Consider the following 23,283-nt stretch of genomic DNA (forward strand, 5'->3'; position numbering starts at 1 on the left):
GAATGTTCGACTTCAAACAGCTTACGAAAGAACTCTACTCAGCCGTTCTTAGTGACGTATTGGACGAATGCGGATTCAAGAACCAGGCTTTGCGCCCGTTCATTCGCCCGGTCGATGACACGCTCACATTCATGGGTCGGGCCAGAACCGGTCTGTTCGTTGACACCTACTCTGTGAAGGAGGGTGAAAATCCCTATGAGATCGAAATTAAGCTGCTTGATGATCTGAAGCCATGTGACGTCCCGGTGCTTGCTTGCAACGGCCCCACAGATCGCATTGCCCCGTGGGGTGAGCTCCTCACAACGGCGTCTATGGCGCGCGGTGCGGTCGGATGCGTGACCGACGGCCTAGTCCGCGATTTGCGCCAGATTCGGGAACTTAAATTTCCGGTATTTCACGGAGGGATTGGCCCACTCGATAGCCGAGGAAGGGCTCGAATGGTTGAGATGGACACCGTAGTCGAGTGTGCCGGTGTGACCGTGATTTCCGGCGATCTTGTTTTCGGCGACATTGATGGGGTCGTTATTATCCCGCAACAGCACGCTGAAACGATTATCAAGCGGGCTCGTCAGAAAGTAGCTGCAGAAGATCACACACGTGATGAACTTCGTCAGGGTAGTCTTCTTGGAGAAGTTTACGATAAATACGGGGTTCTTTGATTATTTGGCGACCGCGAGGACGGCCTTCCGCTCTAGAGAGGGAGGCCTAAGTGCGAAATGTCCACATTCGTTTTTTCGCTGATCGCCGTTAGGCTCGGTACGCTGGTATAACTTATCCTGCCATTGCCGCAAAGTGACTTTGGACAGCCGATCCTAAAAGTCTCTGTTGCTCATTTTGGAGGGTCTGCCAATCCTACCGTCAACGTTACCTTAAGACGATCAGCCGGATGCCATACGCCGCCATCGTCAGGACGATCATGCTCGCAAGCCAGATGCCGACGAACCACAACAACCGTCTGAAGACAGGCTGCTGCGTAATCATTCGGCGAAGGCCACAGGTCAGGCTGCGTGAGCATTCATCGTCTTGTGCGTCCAGTTCGATATGTGGACGGCTCCACTTGCAAGTGATTTTTACAGATATTTTGATCGGATCGCTTGCTTCCATATGTGCGGCCTTTTCGTGTGATCGCACATGACCACTGACCAAGATGGTTTCCGCAACGCATGTTCCTTACACGGCAACGGCCTTGAAGGCCATTATAACTAACGGAGTATCACGCGTCTTGGATCGATCAATCGTACCACCTGCTTTTCTTTTTCGAGTTCACAGCATCAGCTCAACACGGTAGCGTTCTATTCTGCTCGCCGTGGCCAATTCCTATGTTGCTTGCGTTTGCTCTTCTGGCCGCCGATACGGCTCGCCACTCACCATGAACTTCCAGTCGACACGGGCAATCTTGTTGGCGAGCGCCACCGCACCCACTTTCGGTTTCTTCCTTTGCAGTAATTCGGTGAGCCATCGGGAAGCATGCCTGCTTCGACCTGTTCTGACGTGCTGAAGAATAGCAGTGGCACCGACCACCAATATGCTCCTCAGTATTTCGTCACTAGCACGTCTAATCACCGCTGATCTGATCTTGCCTGCGGTCGAATGGTCTTTGGGCGTGAGCCCTATCCAAGCGGCAAAATCGCGACCCGACTTCAACATTCGGGGGTCTGGTGTCTTCATCATCAATAGCGATGCGCCGACCGGCCCGACACCCGGAATTTCAGCCAGGCGCCTGCCGCATTCAACGGGACGATGCAACGCGATCCGCTTCTCGTCGACGGCTTTCGTTTCGGCAAGTAAGTCTCGGTACTCGACGCCATGCATGGCAAAAAGCTCGCGGGCCAATTCAGGCAGTGATTGATCCGCAGCGATCCGCTCCAGCAAAGGTTCAATGCGGCACATGCCAGTGGCTGCCACGGACAAGATCCACGTTGCGGAAATGAGAGTGCCGACCGCCACCATGCCGACCGCAAACATGTGAAGGCGATCGCCTACACGTTTACGTCCAAACAAGGCGATACCCAGAAATCCGGTCTCAAGGAAAAAGCCGGTCAGAACTTCATAGCCCATGAGCGGCCCGATGACCGGGCCGACCTTGTTGGAAAATACGGCCCAGTTTGTACCGAACTGGTAGCTCATGAGGATACCGGAAACAACGCCCATGCCAGAAGTGATGGCGATTATGGGTTTCCAATACTCGAAAAGCTTCAACTAAACGGGATCGCGCTTCCACAGCCAGAGCGCGTTGAGAACGGCGAGCTAACTGGCGGTGCCAATTGAGAAGGCCGGGAAGATGAAGTGGAATGAAACTGTAAACGCGCGTGCCAAAATACCGCACACCAAAACATCACATGCGGCACTCCGCCACCAATAACACCGGTCCGCAGCGTTACCTTTCTGGCGTTCATTGAAATTCTCGCAGCGACTAAAGGCGAGGGCTTATTGGCTATGAGGGGAATTTAACGGCTCACCCACTGAGTGACATGGGCTTTGCACCACCAGGTGGCAAACCAAAAAGTTTTCTAATCAGATTCAGAAACGCCCCGTATGGGCGACCGAGGACAAGCATCATAACAGCTGCGCTCAACACGCCCCACACCAAACCATATCCCGACGCACCGCTAAACGCTATGATTGCAGCATAAATCGGCACCTGAAAGCTCACTAACGCCATGCTGTCCCGCAGCAATCGTGACGTCTGCTTTTCGCTTGCCCCAGCCATCAACCAGTCACGCCACAAACCGTAGGGTCTCGCAACAGGTACCATGAGAGCCGCCCCAAGAAGACGAGCATGAAACACTTGCTCCCATGTCATGCCGGCGACGAAGCGTTCATTAATCGTGCCGGTTGTCGTGAAGAAGAGGATCAATGCAGTCGTATCGGCCAAAAATGCCGTCCGCCGTGGCGGGTGGGTGTTGAGCTCTGTCACATTACAGTCCTTTTAGATTTCAGTGTGGGTGCACATTCCGGCGTAGAAGGAGGCCCTTATATTGCCAACTAACGTCCGTTGCGACGTATAGGTCCGCCTTAGTCATGCCAGAAGACGGAAATTGGACGCTGTTGTTTGGCGCATCATTCATTTCTTGCATATGACGAACCGAACCAACTGCTTTGGTTTCCTGGTCAAGACCAATGCTGAGCCAGGTGAAGTAGCAATTATGTCGCCGACAATAGTTCGGGTAGAGCGCTTGATGCTGCAAGGTGACGGTTTGTCGCATTGCGGAATAAAAATATTTCCCGTAAGAATTTAATATCGCAACGAGGGTAGGCTTAGCGAACTCCTGTATTAATTCCGCTGAAGCTGCCCGCTAACATGGAGACTACGATGCCGAAGGTTAATCGCCGATCATTTGGGGCCTTAGCCGCGAGCTCAATCGCATTGGCTGCGTCGGACGCGGTGGCCAAGAGGAATGCCCAGCTCGCTTTGCAGGGGGAAAAGTATCACGTAGATCGCCCGAGCGCGGCCCCGCGCCCTAAAGTGGCCATGCTGCTTTTTCCGGGTGTGACGCCACTAGACTTGATTGGTCCGCAGACGGTCCTCAATGCACACTGTGACGTTCATCTCGTTTGGAAGAACACTGATGTGATGATGAGTGACAGTGGCGTAGTGTTGCAGGCAGACACTTTGGTCGAAGATTGCCCTCAAGATCTGGACGTCCTGTTTGTTCCTGGCGGTCCTGGTCAGGTTGATATTATGCATGATGACATGCTGCTAAGGTTGCTCGCAGATCGCGGGGCGAGGGCGAAATACGTGACATCTGTGTGCTCCGGCGCACTTGTCTTGGGCGCGGCAGGACTGCTTAAAGGGTACGATGCAGCGACACATTGGGCGGCAATGGGTCTCTTGCCGCTGTTTGGTGCCAACCCTGTTGAAAAACGAGTCGTTAAGGATCGAAACCGGATCACCGGCGGCGGCGTGACCGCGGGGTTGGATTTTGGGCTTGCACTGCTCGCGGAGGTCACCGACGAACACACTGCTAAAGTCCAGCAGCTCGCCATGCAGTATGATCCAGAGCCTCCATTCGATGTGGGTGTACCTGCTAAAGCCGGTCCAGAGATAACCAACGCGGCGATCTCCTGGATGGTTTCTGCTGGCATCGACATGGCTGAGGTTTCACGGAAAGCCGCGGAAGTCATGGACAAGTATCATTGAGGCAAAGGGTTGGGCAGTGGCCAACATCTGTCAGCCATATCTGGAGTTCCGGCTGACACGCAGCGAAGGGCAACCTCCCGCTACCGTATACACCTCTATGAAAGACCGTCTCATGAAGACATCCGACAAAATGCTGCTGTCGATACAAGCACTGGCACATCCCGCGCGGCTCTGGATCGTCGCGCACCTTTCCGATGGCAGGCGCGCCTATGTCAGTGAGCTTGCGCGGGAAGCCCAAATCAGTCGACCACTCATGAAAATGCACTTACGCAAACTCGAGGCCGCGGAATTGGTCGTCAGCCAATTCGACACGGCGGAAAGCGGGAAAGCCGCCAATTTCTACGAGATTGTGCCTTTTGCGCTCGCTGTCGATCCCCAATCTATCGCACAGGCAGGACCGTTTCCGACGCCTGGCACACTTCATAGCACCGGAGAATCTGATGACTGAAACGTCCGCGAATTTCTATCCCATATCAATCCTACTCCTTACCGCGATGCTTGCTGTTTTCGCCATGAAATATGCTGCAGCAGCTTATCGGAGTAGGCTTGAAATTAAACGAGTGACGAATGCTGACGCGGCGATTGCGGGACTTCAAACGGAAGTAACAGAACTGAAAGCGAGACTAGAGGCGATTGAGAAAATCTTGCGGGAAGTCGAATGATGCTTTCGGCGTCATGTGCCTGTTCCAATGGGCACAATCCTTCTAACGCTGTGGCATTGCTGGTCCGCCACAGGCAAATGAGGAGGGTGGGTGGCCGCGTTAACGAGGGAAATCCACCACAAATTTCTCGGCCATGAGGATGCCCATGATTGAGGACATCATCGGTGGGTGGTCTGGATTCGGCATCCCCTTCTTCTTTTGCATATCGTCTCGGGCTATCGGAATATGCGGTGGTATTGTTCCGCTGTTCACAACAAAAGGCGGCTCCTCACACCGCAGGTGGGGCCGCGTTTTCGTTTGGGGGATGGGAATAGTTTCGGTAACATCGTTCCCGCTTGCTCTTTGGCACAAAGATATCTTCTAGGCAGCGATCGGCCTACTTACGGCTATCTGACGATTATGACATTACGCAGCCTTCGACACGGGAACGATCCTCACCACAATGTTCAATGGTGTTCAATCTCATGATAGGTGCTGGGATTGCTTAACTTGCCATAGTGCAGTCACCGGACGCGCGAGCCGCTATTGTCTTCGGGATACTCGGTTTGCTCGTGTCCGTTCGAAGCCTACATGCGTTACCTCGAGCAACACGTCTTTGGCAGCGCGTGATAAAATCCGGTTGTTGCATTCCGTTGAGGTGAGCTTTCCTCAGTACGTCACCGTGACGACAACGGTATCTGTGTAGGTTCCAGCCGGAGGGGTAATCTGTGGTGGCACGCGACCGTAGACCGTCAGGTTTTGGATGAGCCCGTTACCCGTTCCCCCCGCCAGGAGGTTCGAGACGGCGCCCCAGAGTTGAGATCTGGCGGCATCTCTGAACAAACCATAGGTAATCGAATGGCTACCATTGGTCATCTTGCGTGCAACTGGGGCAGCGTTGGCCAAGCCCCCATTGAGACTGATGGAAAAAGGAAGACCTGCTGTGCAGTTAACGGCGATTTGGCTGGCAGAGTCGATCTGGCTTTTAAGCAAGCCGTGGCTCCCAAAGCTCAGGGTCTGAGCTGAGACACTGCATGTCCGATCCACGAAGCTCAGTATATTGAACGCGGCACTGCTTGGATTTTCAGTGATCGATGCGCAGGACGGGGCGATCAAAGTGTAAGGTGCCCAGGTGACCCGGGCATGGGCGCTAGAAAAGGCGGAAGAGTAAGCTCCCCCGGGAACCGTCTGCTGGTTAGGAAGGACGCGAGCGTAAACGGTCCTAGTCGTCGCCAGCGTTGTCAATGGTAGCAACAGGAAGTCAAGTGGCCGAGGCGCTCCGAGCAAGTTATGATTGGCTGTGCCCCAAGGTATGGTTCGCGATGCATCCTGATAAAGCTGATACTGAAGCATGTTAGAGCCACCAGCCATGGTTCGAACGCCACCAGTCATTCCTCCCGCGCCGCTGTCGATACTGAGGCAAATTCTGACATTTGTGCTGATATTGAGAAGATTGGCGCAGTTGATGCTCGCCGTACCTGTGTTATCGACAGCCGCTCCACTCAGGAGGTTGACGGCGCCGAAGTTAATATTCGACATGCTGACATTGCAGACCTGTGCTTGCGCAGGCGCGACGAGAAAATAGCTCCAAAGAACCATAACGGTGATAACGATGCTCGTCCTGATCATGGGCTATCTCCGCATATGACATCTTGAGTCTTCCTTGGGGTAGACGTCGTTGACCCCAGCTCCACCGTCATTTCGCATGCGGCTCTCCCTGGCACTTCCACAATCAGCGTTTGACGACCTCGCAGCCCGGTGATGTAGGTAAGTCCATCATAACCGACGACGAACTCTGCGTTTTGAGACTTGACCAGTGCGCCCGGTTCAACGAAGGACCCATCCATACGATACAGGACGAGAGCAACCGCTGCTTCCTGCGCTTCGACCTTGAAGCGGACGACGACACCGCTGTTGAAATGCGGCACGATTTTTTGAGCGGTCGCATCGATCGAAGCATCCATGGGTATCGTTGCCGGATCGATGCTGATCGCGTTCGTTTCATAAGAGCGGAGGTCTGAAACAAGCAGCTTACCGTTGCGGTTCGTCTTACCGATCGGCCTGTTCTCGAACTCAATGCCCACCTGGGGTGCACCCGTGTCGATGATCGCGAAAGCATCGTCTATCGTGTCGCTGAGGAAAATGTCGCCGCCAGCGATCACCAGTGACCCATCAACCTGAGCGTGGGCATAGATCGCTTTCTCCACCTGCTCGATCCGACCTTCGATCCTTCCTGTAGAGCCGCGATAAGCAGCACTGGCGGCGCGGCTGCGTTTTGCACCCTCTGTGTCGCTCAGCCGAACGTCGAGATCTCCCTCCGTTAATTGTCTCCGGCTGCCGAATTCAGAAACTAGCGAAGACCCGTTGGCGTCATGGGTAACTCCTGATGATGCGGTTGTGCCGTTTCCGAAGGACCAGCTTATCCCAGCGAAGATCCCGAAAGCATCCCTCTGCTCAAGATCGGCATAAGCGGAGATGAATGCGTTACCTCTTTCTCCCATCGACCGGCTGGCAGTAACTCCAACAATACGCGACCTCTCTTGATCCACGGTCTCGATCTGGGTGAAGTTGAGATTGAGCGTGGTCGGATCGAAGCCGAGTGGCATCGACACGCTGATCTGATCGAGTGCACGCGGCGGCGCGGCACCGCGCAGAGAGGTTTGTGAAGGGCGTCCGCTCGGATTAGCCGTGACAGTCGCGATATCGCTATAGTCGCCGAAGGTGCGTTGCGTACTCACCCGCCATTGCATTCCCCAAAACTCCGTCTCCAGGCTTGCTGATGCAAGAAAGCCCGTACCCTTGTCCTGGCTTATCGCACCTGAGGCTGTTCCTATACCAAAGCTGCCAAGACCAATTGTCGAACCAAAGCCAGCATTCCAGAACCCGGAACCCGCCTCTCCATGAGATTCCAATGTGAGCCAATCGGCAACACCATAGCGGCCCGTGGCGGTTCCCATCAAACGCTCGTCATAGGAGAAGGATTCGATACCAAAGGCTCGGCGGGCGTATCCCATCTCGACCGAATAGTCGAACAAGCCCTCTGCCAGCAATGAAGACGATGCGTAGAGCGGCGTCTCTGTGATAGTCTCGCGCCCAAGCCCATCTCGAACCACGAGCCGGGCTGTAGCGTTTCCGGTAAACACGGGAACATCCGATATTGAGAATGGCCCTGCCGGAACTTCCTGAGAAAGGCGGCGCGCATTGTCGACGTAGATATCGACCGTCGACGGAACGGCCGCGGTTCCGGAAAGCTCTGGAAGCGGCATTGTGACCAGGTCTGGACGTAAACCAAAATTGCGTTGGATCTGCACTCCTGCGAGCCGAACCGGCCTCGTCCAGTTCAGTCCGCCAGTGATGGTGTCGCCGATACGGTAGCTCATCATGTTGTCCGGATTATTATAAGACCAGGCTGTATCCAGCCTAGCCCCCGTGTAGAGCTCGTTTGGTGAAAGACTGACGATCTGCGACGATGTAACAAGACCCAGTGGAGAGAAGAGCCGGCCCTCAAACGAGCCGGAGACCCCACTAAACGCCCAAGGGTCACGGAACTCCTGAGACTCCGACGATGCGTAAACGGAAAAGTTGATCAGCCCGCCCGTATTGCTGACCGCAGCGATCGGGTTTTCTTTCTCCGCTCGTGCACCGGACCTGATTTTGTGAGCAGCTAGAGACGTCAGTGCGGCTGCAAAGGCAATTGTCTGGTTCGCTTCGTCATATTCGAACGAAACTCCTGGGAGTTTTGAAACATCAATCCATCCATCGCCGACGAGCGCATCATCTGCGGGCGATAAGCCGCAGTTGCGTAGTTGTTCAGGCTCAATTGTCAGCCGTCCATCCGGCCCTTGCCGTAGAGCGGCAATCAGTCCAGTCGATGTTCCGTTGACGAATACCTCGAGCTGGAGATCCCTCTGTCTTTCTAACGTAGAGACACCTGGGATTGATGTGGTGTTGTCGTGTCCAAAACCTTGGCCACTGAAGGAAAGCAATACAAGGCCCACAGTAGAAGCAAGGCGAACACTAGCCGCCTTTGAGTTTCGCCGTGGCATGGAAGCTTCCGCCCTCCTTCTCGCCTTGGACAGTGATGGCACCGCCAGAAAACTTCTTACCCTCAACAAACCAGTTTACGCTGGACCGTCCCAGCACGTAACCGACGAGGCCGTTTCGCCGTCCCAGCAAGGCGTTGCCCGCTTTGACCGAAAGATTGGCGACCTTTAACCGTTTGTCGCCTTTGTTAATTGCCGTGACACGATAACCGCCTACAGCCGGAGCAACCGACCAGTCGACCGAGGCGTCGGAGGTGGAGTTCTGCTCGAAGAAAACCGGGATAGAGTGACGCACCACCATGACGACTGTCGATCCTTGCCGACCTGCAGCGGGAAGTTCGTCAACAACCAGCCTGTAGCTTTCCTCACGTGCAACGGGTGATTTGGCCGTTCGGACAATCCGCACCAAGGTCTGCCCGCCAGGTTTGACACTTGTGATTGGCGGACTTGCAACAACGTCTGTGGCGGGAGTGAGAACATCGCTGCCGTTCTCCTGGCTCCAGCGGAAAACTCTGACCTGCACGTTCATCGGTTTCTGCGCATCATTCCATAGGTTGATATGAGACGTTGCGGTGGGAGCCTTGAGATCAATGAGGACCGGTGCCACCCGCAAAGAAGCGGCAGAGGCAGGTTGTGTAAGGCAAAGTGCGGCCGTCAGCGTGACAGCGAAGTGGTTCAATCGCATTGCTTACATCCGTTCAGTAGGTAAGGGTGACGGTGACGGTATCTGTATAGGTCCCTGCCGCCGGTGTGGTCTGCGGAGGTACGCGGCCATACACCGTATAGGTTTGCGTAGAGCCATTGCCGCTGGCGGCCATCGTGTTGGTGTTGATCGTATTGCCCCAAGGTGCAGTCCGCCCCGCATCCGTGTAGAGTGAGTAGTTGATCTTGGTAGAACTTGGACCTGTCATAACGCGCGATGCGACGGTTGCGCCCGATCCATGCCCCTCATCCAAACCCAGATTGTAAGCTGTGCCGCTGGTGCATTGGACGACAATAGAGCTCGTCGAATCGCGATTTGCGCTGATAACGCCAGTGGAGCCAAAGTCTAGATTTCCGGCGGAAGTGACTTGGCAATCGGAGGTGATGGTCATCTGGACGTTGAACTGAGACGTCGCCGTTTGCGACAAAGCCGACTGAGCCGTGACGATAGCAGCAGAGAATGCCAGATAGAACATGGAGGATGTTAGCTTCATAGGGGTTCACCTGTTGTTGTCAGGCATTCCTCATGACGCCCATTAGCAAATTCTAACTCAACCTTTATTAAAATTTGTAAAACAACTGCTGAGCGAAAATTCGCCCCTGCATTTTGATAGTTGCGAACCTGTCAATTCCCATTGGCGATTCGTACGCTGGCGTACGGTAGGCGGGTTTGTTGGATCAGCAGTCTAAGCCTGTCTTAAACATTTTGCCCACTCGGGAGGGGACGCCACGGCCGCCTCGCCCTAGACCTATATGAGCTATGACGGTGAAAAGGCTTGTTGAAACGTCGGCCGGACGGTTCATTCGGGTCATGACGGCTTTTAAGAAGACTTCCGGATCGGGCCGTGGAGCCTGGCAGAATCAATGTTGATGCCACGACTCTGGCCGCGGCTGGAAGGTGTCACGGGGCGCAGAAGAAACTTACGTAAGATTCGCCTGCTAGGCCGTAAAACCATTTTCAGAGGATGGACAGCACACTTGCCCCTGGCCGCGATCGACGACCTGTCATAATAGCTCTTAGGCTAAAAATCGAGCGCCCGCTCCTTGGAAACTCATTCCTGAAATGAACCAGCAAGCCGGTTCCTAGAGCCGATCTGCCCGCTGGGCTCGGCTTGTTGAGCGCTATGCTTACCGGGGCGACCGGCTTCTAGTGGTTCAGTCCGAAGGAGAATGTGTAAGGCCGTCTGCGCGCACAGGTTAATTGTGCCTGCAGATTTGGCAATGTCGCGCGAAATCGATCAATATTGCAAGCGAAAATGAAGGTAGGGGGTTTAGATGAGACCGTACTTGCCTGACAGTGGGCGGGCTGTTAGCTCGCTCATCTGTGTGTGGGGCCAGCCCTGGAGGGTGTCATTTAGTGACGATAGTTTCATCGGGGAAAGGTGGTGCTACTAGCACAAACATCGGCCAAAAGATTTTGAGCGCCAGCTAGTTATATCAAGGAAGCAGCCAATCCGTGAGCCAGAATAAACAATGTCGCGTATCGGTGCTCAGGGATAGCCATGGCCGTTGTCAGGCCGGCAGGCGGCGTTTTCAACGCGCTTTGCCGGGAAGGACGCCGCTACTGCACCCTCCGGCAAAGGTGTAAAGGAATCTGATGTCCTGCTTTACCCATCTCGGGGCAATTACCCGTGGAGTTCCATTTGGATGTTGCAGAGGTTCCATCATCCTTTACTGGATGATTGCGTGAGGAGCGTCGTTGGTGTTGGACAGCTCCCCGGATTTAAAGGTGCCGAGCTCACATAAGCGTTTGCCGTACGCCTTGGCCGCTCGGTCGAATTAGTCTCGCAGACACCTGGCACCCACCGTTCAAAAATAGCTGAACGACAGATGGTCATGGCGCAGACCTGAAGTATGCGCGCCTGACAGGTGCTTGTCAGACTAAAATCATCTCACCATCGCCGGGTGTACGCAGTCTCTCGATGAACCCATTGGCATGAGCAAAAGCCCGAAGATCTGCCCGGCTGACAGTGCAGTGGTTTACTGCTTCCATGTGGCTTGCAATCAGAAGCGTTGTCGGGGCGGCCTTGTGAACGGAAAACACGTCCTGCGTTCCCATGATGATGCCGCCCTCAATGCCGACGACCATCGCATAGCCGGCATTCAGAACCGCAACGTCTGGACGATGCGTTTCTAAAGCCGCCGCAACATCTTCCTGCCAAATCGTGTCTCCGGCGAGATAGATGGTTTTGGTCCCGGGTTTCTTAAAGACGACACCGCATGCTTCACCCAAAAGCTTACCGATGGCGGCAAAGTGCGCCTCGGTTCCGTGCCGACCGCCTGTTTTGATCAGTTCTACACCTCTGAAGCTCGACGTCGCCGACAGGACGTGCACTTCAGTGAACCCCTGTCCTCTGATGATCTTCGCATCCGCTTCGTTCTGCGCAAAAACCGGCATCGACTTCGGAAGGATCTTACGGGCCTCTTCGTCCCAATGATCTTCATGCAGGTGCGTGACAATGATCGCATTCACGTCAATGATTTCTTCTTTCGTCATCGGTAGATGAACGAGAGGATTGCTTTCCTCGCTGTTCACCGAGCCCGCAAAGCCCGGCCAAGCATGACGGTCGGACAGCATTGGATCAACGAGGAAGCGAACGCCGCTGTAGACGATATGAAGAGTAGCGTTGCGTATCTGGGTGATTTGCACGCTTTCCGGGACGGTTGCTGTTTGCGCATTTGCAGGAAGGGTGCTGGCGGCGAAGGCAGCGCCTGACAGTGCAAAAAGTTCTCTGCGTGTGGTCATGATCTATTCCTCTGAAAGATTATATCAGCGAGCGAGAAAGGCCTCAGTCGAAATCACTTCGCCATAGCCGAAGGCCAAAGCCGCCATGAGCGTGGCGTGGACCTGTTTTGCCGGAGTAGAAACCCCCTCAAAATTTAGATCAAGCGTGGCGCAGGCATCGTGGATAGTTATTGTTTTATATCCAAAGTCATTGGCGGCACGTACAGTCGCGTCAACGCACATATGGCTCATAGCGCCGACGATGACGACTTCTTCGATACCCTTAAGCTTGAGTAGCTCTTGTAGCCGCGTGTCGCGGAACGAGTTCGGGAAGTTCTTAGTTATGACTGGCTCCCCCGGCGCCGGGCGGACGATATCGTTGATCTCTGCCCCGACAGTATTGGGAACGAAGAGTGGACCTTCTGGCATCTCATGACGAATATTGACTACGAAATCGCCCTTTCCACGAGCGTATTCCATAACACGGGCGGAATTCGCTGCGGCTGTTTCGATTCCATCTAGGGCTAAGCTTCCCGATGGCCAGTATTCGTTCTGCAGGTCAACGACGAGTATTGCGCGGTTTGACATGATCTATCCTTTCAAAAGGTGTAATGCATGCGACCAATATCGTTCCGCGCGACGCTCAACGCCACTGGCGTAACTGACAGAAGTAGGGCTAATATCGTCAGATGAAGATCGCTCACATTGGAATTGTTCTGTATCCAGGCGCACAGCTTTCGGCAGTGCTGGGGTTAACTGACCTGTTAACGGTGGCAGGTCGAATTGCAGATGCCGAAGGGCACGAAACGACGCGATTACGTGTAAGGCATCTGCGGATTGATCAACACGCCGCGGAGCCGACTGTCGCATTTGACAGCGATCCCGTGGCTGTCGGAGACGGCCTCGGACCCTGCGATATGCTGATCGTTCCACCATCGCTCGCACCCCCCATTTCAGCGGAGGCCGCCGCGCCGGTGGCCAATTGGCTGCGAGCGCGTCATAGTGAGGGTTCCGTCTTGGCTTCTGTGTGCGCAGGCGCATTCCTTTTGGCGGAAACAGGTCTTATCGCCAACCGTACGGTGACCACCCATTGGGGCTCTGCCGATGCCTTCCGGGATCGCTTTCCGGATGTTGCTCTCGATACAGATCGGCTGATGATCGACGGCGGCGATATCATCTCGGTGGGAGGATTGATGGCATGGACCGATCTTGGCCTAAAGCTCGTGGAGCGCTTCCTCGGCCCGGTAGTGATGGCCCAGACAGCACGGATGTTACTCGTCGATCCCCCGGGGCGCGAGCAACGCTACTACAGTGGCTTTGCCCCTCGTCTGACCCACGGAGACGCAGCAATTGTCAAGGCTCAGCATTATCTTCAAGCCAACGGCGGCAAAGACCTTAGACTTGCGGACCTGGCGAAACACACAGGTCTGGAGGAGCGCACCTTCAGCAGGCGTTTTCAGAAAGCAACAGGCATGACCGCGACGGGCTACGCTCAGCGGATACGCGTCGCCAAGGCGCAGGAGCTACTACAGTTCGGGCTTTTGGCCGTCGAACGCATTGCCTGGGAAGTTGGGTATGCCGACCCGGGGGCGTTTCGAAAAATCTTTCTCCGGATTGTCGGCCTTACACCAGGAGAATACCGACAGAGATTTCGTGCTTAGACACTTTGCGGACGAACAAGAGGCAGCACAGAGAAAAGGCGACGCTGCTTAGTCTTTGAATTCGCGTTCAAGCCGTGACCGACTAACACTAGTATCGCAGATCCCCCTGAATTTAAGGTATTCCGATTTCGTTGTAATGGTGTAACAAAAGGATCTCACTGAGACATCAACCGATTGGTCGCAGGCTGGGATCACCATTTCAACTGAATCGAGAGCCGTATGGACCAAACGTTTTTCTTTGCCGACTGGCTTGGAAAGCCACTATGGATGTGGTTTTCATTCATTGGCCTGGTGATGGCGATCCTGTCTTTTGATCTTGGAATTCTGCACAAGGATAACAAGGAGATAGAAATATCCGAAAGTATCAAGCTTTCGTCTTTCTATATCATTCTCGGGCTGGGATTTGGACTTTGGGTTTGGTGGTATCTGGGCTCCGAAGCTGGTCTGGATTACATGACCGGGTTTGTTGTCGAGAAAACCCTAGCGCTCGACAACGTGTTTATCATCGCACTGATTTTCGCGTTTTTCGCGGTTCCGAGGCTTTACCAGCACCGCGTTTTGTTTTGGGGTATCCTCGGCGTTATCGTCCTGAGGGCGATAATGATTGGTCTTGGGGCAACACTTGTCGCCCAGTACTCATGGATCCTCTATTTCTTTGCTCTGTTTCTGGTTGTGACCGGCATAAAGATGCTTGTGCTAAAAGAAGCAGAGCCGGATGTTTCGAAAAACGTACTAGTTCGCTTCATGCGAAGCCGTTTTAACGTCACCGACCAGCATCACGGCGAACGCTTTTTCGTGAAGCAGCAGCATCCTGAAACCGGCAAACTCGTCTGGTTCATGACGCCGCTTTTCATGGCGCTCATCATGGTCGAGGTTGCTGATCTCGTTTTTGCAGTCGATTCGGTTCCAGCAATCTTCGCAATTACGACAGATCCGTTTATTGTCTATACCTCCAATATCTTCGCCATACTCGGACTTCGCGCTTTGTATTTTGCTCTGGCAGCCATGATACACCGGTTCCGCTACCTCAAACCCGCCTTGGCAATTGTCTTGATCTTTATCGGCTCGAAGATTTTCATCGCCGATCTGCTGGGGCTGGAAAAATTCCCTGCGGCAATTTCCCTTGCGGTCACTTTCGCGATTATCGCTTCGGGCGTGGTTTGGAGCCTCGTCAAAACGCGTCAAGATGTGACCCCAAAGGAAAGTGATAAGGGTTTTCACTGACGATCTCAGTTACTCAGCATCCCGGTCAGCCGGGCTTCACCTAATGGCCAAGGCGGGATTTTAACATTCCAAAGGAGCTTTTCTTGACTGATAACGACACTGGAGACCGAATACCATCCTCTGGTGTGGCGTCCGCTGCACTTTTCTCCATCGCCGATCTTGCGCGCGCGCGTGGAGGCTTGTCGCTTGGGGAAGTCATGGCAACGATGGGTCCTGCCGGGATGGCGTTTGCAATCCTGATCCTAGCCCTTCCAGCTTTGACCCCGGTACCTGGCCCGATAGGACTTATCTTCGGAACAGCGTTGGCAGTGGTTGCCGTTCAAATCGCCATTGGTAGGAGTACTGTATGGCTTCCCCGGTTTCTGAAGGATCGCAGGCTCTCTGCAAAGGTTCTTGAGCTCATCGTTCGGCATACCGCGCCGCATGTCTCTCGGGTAGAACGTTTGGTGCGCGCAGACCGGCTGAAGGTCCTGACCGGCCCATTCGCGCAGATGTTAATCGGTCTTCCGATTTTGATGATGGCAGTCGCGATCGCCCTGCCAATTCCACTTGGCAATTTCCTGCCTGTCATATCGCTGGTCGTCCTCGCGATAGGCCTCATGGAAAAAGACGGCCTTATCACGTTGGTAGGTGTTCTTTTCAGCGTCATGGCAGCCGCGGTAACTGGCTTCCTGATCTACGGGGCAGCATCCGTCCTTAGCGGGGTCGCACGTTAAGAGGTCGCCCTTGCTACTACCAACCATAGGGGGACGAAAGGAACGCGATTTGAATGCAGGCGTATCGTCGCAATCCAATACAAACGCGGGTGGGAGTTGGATCATTAAAAAAGCGTCCTTTCTCAATGCAGGCTGCGATCGCCGATGACGCGATTGGCTTAGGAATGGAGAATAACCGGCCAGCAAAGCGGTCAGAAAACTTGTCCATGGCCAGCAAATGCTCGGACACAATGACGACCAGCGTGGTGGGTGCAGAGTTGAGTGAAGCCTCGGCGATATCCCATCCGGCAGGCTCTCAAGCAAGTGAAGGTCGGTAAGGACGAGATCGAAGGGTTCCTCTATACTGTGGTCAATCGAACAGACACGTCGCCCTCTCGCAGTCCGGACGCGAAGAAAATACCGTTCAGTTGCAGCGTTCGAAAAACGGACTGAAAAATTTGGGTGTGGACCGTGTGGCCTCCGTGCGCTTCTATCCGGCGAACTGACGATACTGAGACCTCGGACCTAAACGCGAGTTCGTCGATCGTTCAAGCAACGCACGAGAGGCACGGATGTGAGATGCTTTCAGCGGAGTTGTGTCAAGGTCCTCATGATTGATTCCCAGGCTCTCTTCCGGTATTTCGATGTAAGCGCCGGTCCATTCAGTCTCGCGTTCACAACGGGCTGGACCGGGCTTGTACATGTCCCCGGGGCTACGAAACACCTCCAATTGTGAGATCTTTTAATGGACAAAGCGTACAGTACTACTGCGACAACACGTACTAATTTATCTTCCGTCGATCAGGTCGAGCGGGCCTCACTGATTCCGTTCCATAGCAGGTAAATGGCGACGGTCGCGACAACCACGGAGAAAACTCTCCCCAAGATTGTCCCGTGGCTAGACAATCTTTTTGCCAGCAAGACCGAAATAGCCCCGCCGATGATACCGCCAGCGATGAACTGAAGAGATATTTTCAAATCCACAAGCCCGGATGCCGCATAACTTGCCGTCGTAGTGAGTGCCAATGCTCCCACGACAAACAGAGAGGTCGCGATGGCGTTCAGGGTTGGCATTCCGGTGACGAAAATGAGCGCTGGGACGATAAGAAAACCGCCGCCTATGCCAAAGAAGCCGCAAGCAAATCCCGTACATAAGGCCGCACCACCGCTCTTTATGATCGTTAATCGGTCCAAGGGCTTTACATCTGGCACAACAGTCTTGCGTTCTCGGAACATCAAGACAGATACCACAAGCATGAGAAGGCCAAACAGAACGAGGAGATGTCTTCCGTCGGTCGCCTTTCCGACGACTGAGCCCGCAATTGCGCCCGCAACACCAAATAAGGCAAAGATGATGGCGTATTGCCACCAGACATGTCCGCGGCGTGCGTAGGATAGGAGGTTGACGAACGCGTTAAATGCAACCGCGAGCGCACCCGTTCCAACAGCCAGGTGCGGCTGGCTCATTCCCACGCCGTAGATCAACAGGGGCGTCGCAAGTATGGACCCGCCACCACCGACCAAGGCCAGCATGAAGCCGACCAAGGCGCCGCACAGAAGTGTCACAATCATGTTGGTCCAACCGTATCCGTTCCAGAGATGCCACCAAGCGGTATTCTCAGATAGCTTTTGCCGTTGCCTTCAGGCTCCGGCAGGCGACCGCCGCGAATGTTAACTTGCAGCGCATGGAGCATGAGCCGCGGCATCGGGAGCATCGCGTCACGCTTCTCCCTCAACTCTATGAACTCTGCCTCAGGGACTTTCCGGACATGCGCGTTGAGGGATAACTGTTCAGCGACCGTGCTTTCCCATCGTGGTTCGCGACCGCCAGGCTGGTAGTCATGTCCCGTGAACAGGCGCGTTGCCGCAGGTAAGGACAGGATCGCCTGAATGCTATGCCATAGGCTCCGGGCGTGGGCACCTGGAAAGTCCGCACGCGCGCTGCCGCTGTCTGGCATGAAAAGCGTATCGTGAATGAATGCGGTATCGCCAATCAGGTAAGTGATCGAGGCCATCGTGTGTCCGGGCGAGAGCATGACGCGTGCCTCTAGGTTGCCGATGGAAAACCTTTCGCCATCCTTGAAGAGATAGTCCCAGTCGCTTCCATCTGCCGTGAGTTCCTGCATGTTGTAGATCGTTCGCCATAGTTTCTGCATCTCGATGACCTTTTCACCGATTGCCGTGCGAACGCCTGTTTTTTCGCGGATATAGTGGGCAGCGGAAAAATGATCGGCGTGCGGATGTGTGTCGAGAACCCATTCAAGCGCCAAACCCTGTTCCGCGATGAATGCCAGCAGGCGATCGGCGCTTGTTGTTGATACTTGTCCAGACTTTTCGTCAAAGTCGAGAACGGGATCAATGATCGCACATCCGCGTGTCACGGTGTCTTCGACCACGTACTGGATCGACGAGGTATAGCTTTCGTAGAAGGCATGGACTTTAGGTTGGGCGGAGGCCGGTAAGGTACTGTCTTTGTTCTGGAGGCTCATTTCGGGACCTTCTTCAAGCTACGAGGCGGGCAGTGACCTGATCACCGTCCCGTTGGACCATGACGAGGCTCCCGTCGGAGTTTGTCTCGATCTGCCATGCGGCATCTCGCCTGATCGCGCCCTCGACGATAACCGGAGCCGACCGTGTTTTCAGCCGGATAACAGGGGGGCGATGGTGATAATGCGTCGCAACACCTCCGGTTACCTGCGCCGCTATGGTTGCCGCCTGGTGGCTGATAGGTTCGATGAAACGGCATGCCGTTCCCCCGATACTGATACAATCGCCTAGTGCGAATACGCAGTCTGAGTTTGTCTGCAGTGTCGATGCGTCGACGACGATGCCGCCATTGAAGGCGATACCTGCGGATCTGATCATCCGAGACTGGGTAGCGAGCCCCACTGCCGATACAATATGGTCGAAGACAGCACGCCGACCGCCGGAAAGAGTCACGGATATGGCTCCGGAGGCCAGCCGGCTCATCTCTTCCGCCGTTTCACCGCCGATGACGGTGACGCCGAGGCCTTCAAGCCCCCTGCGAACCTTTCCGCCGACCTGAACGGGCATCAATCCCTCAAGCGGTTCCGGGGTCATGCTGATCAGGCTCACCGCATGACCAGCCCGGGCGAAGTCTTCGGCAAGCTCACAGCCAACCATGCCCGCTCCGATGACAGCAATGCGTCTACTGCCATGCTGAAGCTGGCTATGAAGCAAGGACCATGTCTCGAGGGTGTTGATGCGCCAACAGAGTTTGGGATCGAATGAGGGCGGGATGATCGGCTTTGCGCCAAGTGCCAGCACGAGACTATCGAAGTGAATTGGGCCGCGGGTCGTCCGGACCCGACGGGTTTTGGCCGAGATCCCGACGGCGATAGTCTCGCTCAATAGTTGGAGATTCAGCCGCGCTGCCGCTTCAGTTCCGGTTTCCCGTACCATTCGATCGGGAGACATGCCTCGCTGCAGCGCGACGGCCAGTTCGGGTTTGTTGTAGACAGTGCCGCGGCAGGACGTGACGATCGTGATTGCAACTGCGGGATCGGCTGCGCGTATGGCCTCGGCCGCGCTCCAGCCAGCGGTTCCCGCGCCTAGAATGACGACCCCGCCGCGAACCCGGCGGGCGACAGGTGCGACTTGACGGCCGCTCGCTTTGGCTCTCACATATGGTTCGAAATCCCGCTTTCGGACGCCGCAAATTGGACAACTCCAGTCTTCTGGAATGTCCTCGAAGCGCGTACCAGGCAAAATGCCGCTATCGGGATCGCCATCGCGTTCGTTGTAAATCATCCCGCAGGCGCGGCAGAGAAATTCCTTCCAGTCGCCGCGTCCGTCAGTCGGCTCCATCGTGATCTGGCTCATGCCACGTCCTCCATTGTTGGAACGATATCTCGCTCCAACTCAGCCATTGCCCACCGCAGATGCTTGATGGCCGGAGTGACGATCGCCACGAAGTGCGCTTCACGGACCCTTCGTTGCGGCGCCGACGTCATCAGGTATCCTCGCGCACCCTGATGCAAAAGCGCCGACTGCGTGGTGCGCAGGCTGAGTTCGGATGCTTCGGTGCGGATATCGAGAACGTTAAGCAGGTAGTCCTTTGACGTATCGTAGGGGGTGGCAGCGAGTGCCAGAATGCGATCCCGAAGATCATCCAGCTCTTGTGCCATGGCATCCGGGCCATCTTCAAGATACTGGTTCACATGACCGAGATGGCCTTCCACCTGGCGCATGTCAGCTATCGCACCCCTGATCACACCAAGTGCCATTCCTGTCTGGAGCAGTATGAAAGCGGCCCTGATTCGCAGGATGAAAGGTTGCGCTGGATCTGCGATAACGTCGGAGGATGGCACGAACAGTTCGCTAACAGTAATGCCAAACGTGCTCGTGCCTTCCATTCCCGAAAATTTGGGGCAGTGTCGTAACTTGGCCCTTCCGTCGAGTGGCAGCACGAACATCAGATGCCGATCCTGCTCTACGGTTGCAATCGCTGCACAATACTGACCCTCGGCGATATGGCTGACCCAAGGCAGGCTTCCAGAAACGCTCCAGCCACCTTCGACGGCACTCGCCTTGAGCAGCATCGGCTCGATGCCGGCAAGCGCTTTCATGGGGTTCGACAGAGCCGTGCCCCCGAAGCTTTCCCCTTGCGTATGGGCGGCAAGCATACGCTCGCGCAGCTCGATGTTCGGTGTCTGATCAAGATAGAGCCCCATCACATCATGAGACCACGTTAAAAAACCGGTCGAACCGCACGCGTGGCTTATTTCCTCCATTGCGCGGATGGCGAGGTCGAACCTGATGCCCTCTGCCGTAAGGTGAAACCCAAAGCTTCCGGCATCGGCAAGGTCCTTCATCACCTCCAGAGGATAGTGACCTTCATCGATCTCGACGGCCTTGGTCGTCAAATTGTCTCTTGCAATGGTTTCGATTAACCGCAAACGCGTAGTCGCGTCCTCGGTGGGTTGCGGATCCTGGGTGCAGGTCGGGAATGCTTCCGATAGCGAAGCGACGGCATTCATGGCGTTCTCCTGATGCGCGAGAGGTAAGCATGCCCACGTTGCGGGGGGGCACGCCCGGGGGGTCATTCCGATATGGAGATTTCGAATGGGACAGGATTGCGAAGCGTATTAGCGACCGGCGAGAAGTAGTTCGCCTGAAGGATGATCTCATTGAGCTCTTCACGCGTTGCATCGCCTTCAATGTCGACCTTCACCCGGATTGCCTTGAAGCCCATCTGTGAAGGTTCACGCGGTGCGCCACCAGCGCCCCAGGCGGCGGAGTTGCCGATATCGCCCTCAATGTGGATCTCAAGATGCGAAAGCTTGACGTTTTTGAACGATGCAACTGCGGTAATGCCGACGGCAAGGCAACCACCGAGGCCGGACAGCACGATCTCACCCGGGGCGGGTGCAGTGTTCTGGCCGAACAGATGCAATGGTTCGTCTACGACGACCGGAGCATGATCGCCGACATAGCTCAAGGTGCGGTACTGGCCTTCGCAAACAGTGTGCACGACGTTGGTACCGTGGTTATTCGGGTTCTGGCGTCCGCGTTCTGCGAATGCCATCAGACCGTCACGGTCAATCGGACGAAGGTAGGATTTAACGGTCTGTGCAGCGTTGTTCTGGGACATGGATGTATCCTGTACTTTGTTGAAGGTTGGCGTTGACCGCCAACTCAACCAGCTTTGCAAGCCACGTGCCAGATCGATCCTTCGCTTAGAAGGTGGACTTTTGTGCCTGAATTTATTGGATAATTTAGACAAAAGCCTACCGGCTCTTCAGAGAGCAGCCGCATTGGAATGACGACAATGTCGACAATGTCAGTTCTCGACAATTAATCCGCGCCGCCCCTTTTCCAACGATAGGAAAACTGGCGTTCGGTCAGGCCGAGACGTTGAGCTGCCCGTGTCTTGTTGCCTCCTGCTTCCATCAAGGCACGTTCCAAATCATTGCGGCTATGGGAACCGATTTTCATATATGGGCGGAAGGCCGAATTGATGTCTGCCTCATTCAACACACGCTCCATCGACGGGATCGTAACGTTAGGGGAGGGTTGTTGTGGGCTGTAGTCGTTGAGGAAATACTCGACGTCTCGACGATCCAGCATCGTCTTCCCAGCGAGCAGGATCATTCTCTCAAGAAAATTGGATAACTGGCGGATATTTCCGGGCCATTTCTGGGATGCAAGATAGTTGATCGCCTCTTTGGAAAGGCTGACATTGCGCTGGTTTTCCCTGTTGACCTTGTCGATGAAAAAGAGGGCTACCTCTTGAATATCAGATTGCCGTTCATTGAGAGAAGGTAGGCGAATGGGAATGACGTTAAGCCGGTAGAAAAGATCTTCCCGGAAATTCTTCCGGGAGACCTCCGCTGCGAGATCGCGATTTGTCGCTGCCACCAGACGCGCGTTGACTCTCGTTTCTTTCTTGGCACCAAGCCTCGTCACCGTACCCTCCTGAAGCGTACGCAGAAGCTTGGTCTGCATGTTCAGTGGTAGTTCGCCAATTTCGTCGAGGAAGATGGTGCCGTCCCCCGCCTGTTCGAACCATCCGGCACGTGCGTTTACGGCACCTGTAAACGCACCTTTCTCGTGGCCAAAGAGCTCGGATTCGAAGAGACTTTCTGGAATGGCGGCGCAATTGACCTTGATGAAGGGCTTGTCACGCCGTGGTCCGGCGAGATGTAGGGCCCGGGCAAAGAGTTCCTTGCCCGTCCCGGACTCCCCAAGCAAGAGAACATTCGCAGTGGCCGAAGCTACCTTTTCGATCTGCCCGATAGCTTGAAGAAGAGGAAGCGAGGTTCCGATGATCCCATACCGAGCGCGACCTGCTTTCAGGGCTTCTTCGAGCATAGCATTATACTCACGCAACTCACGGGTCTTGCGCTCTACGCGCTCGTGCAAAGTCAGCAACTGCCCAATCAACGTCGCCATGATTTTCATCAAAGTGAGTTCATCTGACAGCGGGCGGTCACGATTAAGGATTCGGTGGCAGGCGAGAGCACCCGTGACCAGGCCATCCACTCTGATGGGCGCCGCGATGAAGGATATCGCACCGGCCGGCAGATCCTCTATATGCACCGAGCGTCCAAGGAATGTCGTGTCTTTTTTGATGTCGCGGGCGAGGATAAGCTGACCCGTTGCGATGACTTGTCCGGTTATCCCCTCGCCACGTGCATAGCGGCCACGGGCGGCCTCTTCACGGGTGAGCCCATAGCTGTGGGCGATGTAGTAGTCGTCTTGCGCGGGATCACACAACACGACACGACCGCGATTGAGGCCCAGCATTTCCGACATGAGGTGCAGAATTTCTCTGAGAACCTTATCAAGGGGAAGGTCCTTGCCGATGAGGTTCATGATCTCCTGGATGAGGAACATTTCTTGTGTGCGCCACCACGATCCGCTCTGGCCCTGCATCCTCTCGGACGTTGGTTCGGTTGAATCGTCTGTCAAAATATGGTCCTCAATAT

20 protein-coding genes and 3 pseudogenes are annotated in these 23,283 nt (G+C 54.9%); 7 read left to right on the top strand and 16 right to left on the bottom strand.

The features are described from left to right. Positions 1–2: 2 nt before the first annotated feature. Positions 3–659: an RraA family protein gene (locus tag IFT53_RS17695; protein ID WP_192067858.1), complete on the top strand. Its 657-nt coding sequence runs from the start codon at positions 3–5 to the stop codon at positions 657–659. 205 nt (positions 660–864) lie between these two features. Here IFT53_RS17695 and IFT53_RS17700 read toward each other — a convergent pair whose 3' ends face one another. From IFT53_RS17700 to alaE, 4 genes and pseudogenes are all read right to left on the bottom strand, one after another. Beyond that, a complete protein-coding gene (locus IFT53_RS17700) occupies positions 865–1,146 on the bottom strand; it encodes a DUF2474 family protein (RefSeq protein ID WP_192067857.1) in 282 nt (93 codons plus the stop codon). Positions 1,147–1,317: 171 nt separating this feature from the next. Then, positions 1,318–1,905, bottom strand: a pseudogene (locus IFT53_RS17705) (transposase); the annotation flags it as partial. Beyond that, positions 1,903–2,331: pseudogene (locus IFT53_RS17710) on the bottom strand (cytochrome ubiquinol oxidase subunit I); the annotation flags it as partial. The pseudogenes IFT53_RS17710 and IFT53_RS17705, both read right to left, overlap by 3 nt. A 124-nt stretch (positions 2,332–2,455) precedes the next feature. Then, on the bottom strand, positions 2,456–2,917 hold the full coding sequence (gene alaE, locus IFT53_RS17715; RefSeq protein WP_192067855.1) for an L-alanine exporter AlaE: 462 nt from the start codon (positions 2,915–2,917) through the stop codon (positions 2,456–2,458). A 396-nt stretch (positions 2,918–3,313) separates the two neighbouring features. On the opposite strand from alaE, the gene IFT53_RS17720 reads away from it, so the two are divergent. From IFT53_RS17720 to IFT53_RS17730, 3 genes are all read left to right on the top strand, one after another. After that, complete coding sequence (locus IFT53_RS17720; protein ID WP_192067853.1) at positions 3,314–4,141, top strand: DJ-1/PfpI family protein; 828 nt, start codon at positions 3,314–3,316, stop codon at positions 4,139–4,141. A 112-nt stretch (positions 4,142–4,253) separates the two neighbouring features. Then, the gene (locus IFT53_RS17725; protein WP_197980300.1) at positions 4,254–4,589 is read left to right on the top strand and encodes an ArsR/SmtB family transcription factor; all 336 of its coding nucleotides are present in this window, start codon (positions 4,254–4,256) and stop codon (positions 4,587–4,589) included. Next, a complete protein-coding gene (locus IFT53_RS17730) occupies positions 4,582–4,803 on the top strand; it encodes a hypothetical protein (protein WP_192067852.1) in 222 nt (73 codons plus the stop codon). The genes IFT53_RS17725 and IFT53_RS17730 overlap by 8 nt, the downstream gene beginning before the upstream one ends. Positions 4,804–5,451: 648 nt before the next feature. Here IFT53_RS17730 and IFT53_RS17735 read toward each other — a convergent pair. From IFT53_RS17735 to IFT53_RS17760, 6 genes are all read right to left on the bottom strand, one after another. Further along, positions 5,452–6,411: a Csu type fimbrial protein gene (locus IFT53_RS17735; protein ID WP_192067850.1), complete on the bottom strand. Its 960-nt coding sequence runs from the start codon at positions 6,409–6,411 to the stop codon at positions 5,452–5,454. Continuing rightward, positions 6,408–8,828, bottom strand: a complete 2,421-nt coding sequence (locus IFT53_RS17740) for a fimbria/pilus outer membrane usher protein (protein ID WP_192067848.1) — start codon at positions 8,826–8,828, stop codon at positions 6,408–6,410. Before IFT53_RS17740 ends, IFT53_RS17735 begins: the two co-directional genes overlap by 4 nt. After that, entirely contained in the window at positions 8,800–9,510 is a 711-nt protein-coding gene (locus tag IFT53_RS17745; RefSeq protein ID WP_192067847.1) for a fimbrial biogenesis chaperone, read from the bottom strand. The genes IFT53_RS17740 and IFT53_RS17745 overlap by 29 nt, the downstream gene beginning before the upstream one ends. Before the next feature lie 13 nt (positions 9,511–9,523). Then, entirely contained in the window at positions 9,524–10,021 is a 498-nt protein-coding gene (locus IFT53_RS17750) for a Csu type fimbrial protein (protein WP_192067845.1), read from the bottom strand. Between the two features lie 1,382 nt (positions 10,022–11,403). Further along, positions 11,404–12,273: an MBL fold metallo-hydrolase gene (locus tag IFT53_RS17755; protein ID WP_197980289.1), complete on the bottom strand. Its 870-nt coding sequence runs from the start codon at positions 12,271–12,273 to the stop codon at positions 11,404–11,406. A 24-nt stretch (positions 12,274–12,297) separates the two neighbouring features. After that, a complete protein-coding gene (locus tag IFT53_RS17760) occupies positions 12,298–12,840 on the bottom strand; it encodes a cysteine hydrolase family protein (RefSeq protein ID WP_192067843.1) in 543 nt (180 codons plus the stop codon). Positions 12,841–12,941: 101 nt separating this feature from the next. Here IFT53_RS17760 and IFT53_RS17765 point away from each other — a divergent pair, with 101 nt between their 5' ends. The 3 genes from IFT53_RS17765 to IFT53_RS17775 all read left to right on the top strand — a co-directional run bounded on the left by IFT53_RS17765 (position 12,942) and on the right by IFT53_RS17775 (position 15,853). Further along, positions 12,942–13,913: a GlxA family transcriptional regulator gene (locus tag IFT53_RS17765; RefSeq protein WP_192067842.1), complete on the top strand. Its 972-nt coding sequence runs from the start codon at positions 12,942–12,944 to the stop codon at positions 13,911–13,913. A gap of 219 nt (positions 13,914–14,132) precedes the next feature. Continuing rightward, the gene (locus IFT53_RS17770) at positions 14,133–15,137 is read left to right on the top strand and encodes a TerC family protein (RefSeq protein WP_192067840.1); all 1,005 of its coding nucleotides are present in this window, start codon (positions 14,133–14,135) and stop codon (positions 15,135–15,137) included. An 83-nt stretch (positions 15,138–15,220) separates the two neighbouring features. Next, a complete protein-coding gene (locus IFT53_RS17775) occupies positions 15,221–15,853 on the top strand; it encodes an exopolysaccharide biosynthesis protein (protein WP_192067839.1) in 633 nt (210 codons plus the stop codon). 780 nt (positions 15,854–16,633) lie between these two features. On the opposite strand, the gene IFT53_RS17780 is transcribed toward IFT53_RS17775, so the two are convergent. The 6 genes and pseudogenes from IFT53_RS17780 to IFT53_RS17810 form a co-directional block, all read right to left on the bottom strand. Continuing rightward, a complete protein-coding gene (locus tag IFT53_RS17780) occupies positions 16,634–17,404 on the bottom strand; it encodes a sulfite exporter TauE/SafE family protein (protein ID WP_192067837.1) in 771 nt (256 codons plus the stop codon). Beyond that, a pseudogene (locus tag IFT53_RS17785) lies at positions 17,401–18,288 on the bottom strand (MBL fold metallo-hydrolase); the annotation flags it as partial. The gene IFT53_RS17780 and the pseudogene IFT53_RS17785, both read right to left, overlap by 4 nt. Before the next feature lie 46 nt (positions 18,289–18,334). Further along, a complete protein-coding gene (locus IFT53_RS17790) occupies positions 18,335–19,675 on the bottom strand; it encodes an FAD-dependent oxidoreductase (RefSeq protein WP_192067834.1) in 1,341 nt (446 codons plus the stop codon). Then, positions 19,672–20,832, bottom strand: a complete 1,161-nt coding sequence (locus tag IFT53_RS23805; protein ID WP_243258382.1) for an acyl-CoA dehydrogenase family protein — start codon at positions 20,830–20,832, stop codon at positions 19,672–19,674. The genes IFT53_RS17790 and IFT53_RS23805 overlap by 4 nt, the downstream gene beginning before the upstream one ends. 62 nt (positions 20,833–20,894) lie before the next feature. After that, positions 20,895–21,446 (bottom strand): OsmC family protein, encoded by a 552-nt coding sequence (locus IFT53_RS17805; protein ID WP_192067828.1) that lies wholly within the window; start codon positions 21,444–21,446, stop codon positions 20,895–20,897. Positions 21,447–21,649: 203 nt separating this feature from the next. After that, positions 21,650–23,230, bottom strand: a complete 1,581-nt coding sequence (locus tag IFT53_RS17810; RefSeq protein WP_192067891.1) for a sigma-54 interaction domain-containing protein — start codon at positions 23,228–23,230, stop codon at positions 21,650–21,652. Positions 23,231–23,283 lie beyond the last annotated feature (53 nt).

The organism is Rhizobium sp. CFBP 13644, assembly GCF_014842165.1.
Taxonomy (GTDB): Bacteria; Pseudomonadota; Alphaproteobacteria; order Rhizobiales; family Rhizobiaceae; genus Agrobacterium; species Agrobacterium tumefaciens_C.

What these genes read in the sequence shown, in the direction of transcription:
- IFT53_RS17695 (WP_192067858.1), top strand. Translation starts at nt 3, where the DNA reads ATGTTCGACTTCAAACAGCTTACGAAAGAACTCTACTCAGCCGTTCTT.
- IFT53_RS17720 (WP_192067853.1), top strand. Translation starts at nt 3,314, where the DNA reads ATGCCGAAGGTTAATCGCCGATCATTTGGGGCCTTAGCCGCGAGCTCA.
- IFT53_RS17725 (WP_197980300.1), top strand. Translation starts at nt 4,254, where the DNA reads ATGAAGACATCCGACAAAATGCTGCTGTCGATACAAGCACTGGCACAT.
- IFT53_RS17730 (WP_192067852.1), top strand. Translation starts at nt 4,582, where the DNA reads ATGACTGAAACGTCCGCGAATTTCTATCCCATATCAATCCTACTCCTT.
- IFT53_RS17735 (WP_192067850.1), bottom strand. Translation starts at nt 6,411, where the DNA reads ATGATCAGGACGAGCATCGTTATCACCGTTATGGTTCTTTGGAGCTAT.
- IFT53_RS17740 (WP_192067848.1), bottom strand. Translation starts at nt 8,828, where the DNA reads ATGCCACGGCGAAACTCAAAGGCGGCTAGTGTTCGCCTTGCTTCTACT.
- IFT53_RS17745 (WP_192067847.1), bottom strand. Translation starts at nt 9,510, where the DNA reads ATGCGATTGAACCACTTCGCTGTCACGCTGACGGCCGCACTTTGCCTT.
- IFT53_RS17750 (WP_192067845.1), bottom strand. Translation starts at nt 10,021, where the DNA reads ATGAAGCTAACATCCTCCATGTTCTATCTGGCATTCTCTGCTGCTATC.
- IFT53_RS17755 (WP_197980289.1), bottom strand. Translation starts at nt 12,273, where the DNA reads ATGACCACACGCAGAGAACTTTTTGCACTGTCAGGCGCTGCCTTCGCC.
- IFT53_RS17760 (WP_192067843.1), bottom strand. Translation starts at nt 12,840, where the DNA reads ATGTCAAACCGCGCAATACTCGTCGTTGACCTGCAGAACGAATACTGG.
- IFT53_RS17765 (WP_192067842.1), top strand. Translation starts at nt 12,942, where the DNA reads ATGAAGATCGCTCACATTGGAATTGTTCTGTATCCAGGCGCACAGCTT.
- IFT53_RS17770 (WP_192067840.1), top strand. Translation starts at nt 14,133, where the DNA reads ATGGACCAAACGTTTTTCTTTGCCGACTGGCTTGGAAAGCCACTATGG.
- IFT53_RS17780 (WP_192067837.1), bottom strand. Translation starts at nt 17,404, where the DNA reads ATGATTGTGACACTTCTGTGCGGCGCCTTGGTCGGCTTCATGCTGGCC.
- IFT53_RS17790 (WP_192067834.1), bottom strand. Translation starts at nt 19,675, where the DNA reads ATGAGCCAGATCACGATGGAGCCGACTGACGGACGCGGCGACTGGAAG.
- IFT53_RS23805 (WP_243258382.1), bottom strand. Translation starts at nt 20,832, where the DNA reads ATGAATGCCGTCGCTTCGCTATCGGAAGCATTCCCGACCTGCACCCAG.
- IFT53_RS17805 (WP_192067828.1), bottom strand. Translation starts at nt 21,446, where the DNA reads ATGTCCCAGAACAACGCTGCACAGACCGTTAAATCCTACCTTCGTCCG.
- IFT53_RS17810 (WP_192067891.1), bottom strand. Translation starts at nt 23,230, where the DNA reads ATGCAGGGCCAGAGCGGATCGTGGTGGCGCACACAAGAAATGTTCCTC.